General features: G+C 73.6%; 1 protein-coding gene. It reads right to left on the minus strand.

The window, feature by feature from the left end; all coding sequences use genetic code 11:
* Window positions 1–119: 119 nt before the first annotated feature.
* Complete coding sequence (locus ACIQOV_RS40660; RefSeq protein WP_401056068.1) at window positions 120–1,004, minus strand: S1 family peptidase; 885 nt, start codon at window positions 1,002–1,004, stop codon at window positions 120–122.
* Between the last annotated feature and the right edge of the window lie 638 nt (window positions 1,005–1,642).

A 1,642-nucleotide genomic window follows, 5' to 3' on the forward strand; every position in this document is an offset into this window, starting at 1 on the left:
GCGCGGGCCGTTTTGGTCGTGGGCGGCGGTGCGGGGGCCCGCCCCCGCCGGGGGGGGGCCGGGGGGGGCCCCCCCCCCGGGGGGGCGGCCCCCCCACGGCTCGGGCGGAAGGGCTCGGGTCAGTACACGCTGACGTTGTACGCGGAGAGCGCCGCGTTGACCGGCTGGTAGAAGGTCGTCCCGCCGGAGGTGCAGTCGCCGCTGCCGCCCGAGGTGAGGCCGAGCGCCTTGGTGCCGTCGTACAGCGGGCCGCCCGAGTCGCCGGCCTCGGCGCAGACGTTGGTCTGGATCAGGCCGCGGACGGTGCTGCCGTCGGTGTAGCGCACGGTGGCGTTGAGGCCGGTGACGGTGCCGCCGTGGGTGCCGGTGGTCGAGCCGGTGCGCTTCACCGCCTCGCCGACGACGGCGTTCGGGGCGGAGGTGAAGCCGCCCGGGTGGCTGAGGGCGCTGTTGTCGTAGCGGACCAGCGCGTAGTCGTGGCCGGGGAAGGTCGAGCCGATGGTGGGGCCGATCAGGGTGCTGTGGGCGACGTCGGTGTACCAGTCGGGGGCGACGTTGCCGCAGTGCCCGGCGGTGAGGAAGTAGTAGGTGCTGCCGCTCACCACGTTGAAGCCGAGCGAGCAGCGGTACTCGCCGCCGTAGATGGCGTCGCCGGCGGCGAGCAGCGGGGTGAACACGCCGGGGACGCGGTGGACGTCGAGGTTGGGCGCGGAGGGGCCGGCGGCCTTCATCAGCCGGGCGAGCGAGGACGGGGAGACGGTGCTGTCGGCGGTCACCACGACGCGTCCGGCGGCTTCGTCGACGTACCAGGCCGTGCCGTCGACCTCGGCGTTCAGAATGGCGTCGCTGATCGCCGAGAGCTGTTCCGGTTCGGCGGTGCGGGTGGGAGCGGCGGCGGCGCCCGGCGCGGCGACCGCGGTCGCGGTCAGCAGGCCGAGGGCCGCGGCGAGCAGGCGGAAGCGGCGTGTGCTGCCGGTGCGGGGCGTGGTGCGCGTGGTCCTCACCGATCTCCTCCTGAGGGGGTGACGGCCCTGAGGGTTGGGGCCGTGAAGCGCGGTCAGGGGATGGGCGGACCCCGGTCGTTGCTCTCCGGAAGCACGGCGGATGATCAGCTCCTGATCGGCGCTGTCCGGAAGTATGAGGAAACGGACCGTTCGGTACAAGCTTCCCGAGGGGGTGTCGGCGGACCCGCAGGCCCGGGAGTGAGCCTGCGGGTCCGCCGTTCGGCGGTTGCCGTGCGGTTCCTGCCCGGCGGGCCCGGTGCGGGCCCGGTGAGGCGCCGGTGAGGTGCCGGCCATGGCGTGCCTCGGTCGAGGTGATGAACCGTCAACTGAATGTCCTGGGGAAGCGATCGGAAGAAAGTGTTATCGGCGTGGACAGGGAGGGTCTCCTGGGCACGGGAGTGAACGCGCGATGCCGTGGGTGAGGTCCACGGCGGAACCGCGGAGTTCGAGATGGGGCACTGCGCGCGGAGCCGGAAGGCTCCGACCGCGTCCGCTCCCGACGCGTCGGCCGGATCGTTGCGACCCGGCCGACGCACCCGGCGGTCCGCATGCTCTCCCCCCAGGCTGCGGACCCCATCGGAAGGGCGTCGGGGAGGGGAAGAGGGTTCGGTGTCGGGTTGGTCTCGGGGGTGGCCGTC

The sequence above is a fragment of the Kitasatospora sp. NPDC091257 genome, assembly GCF_044757675.1.
Classification (GTDB): domain Bacteria; phylum Actinomycetota; class Actinomycetes; order Streptomycetales; family Streptomycetaceae; genus Kitasatospora; species Kitasatospora lactacystinica.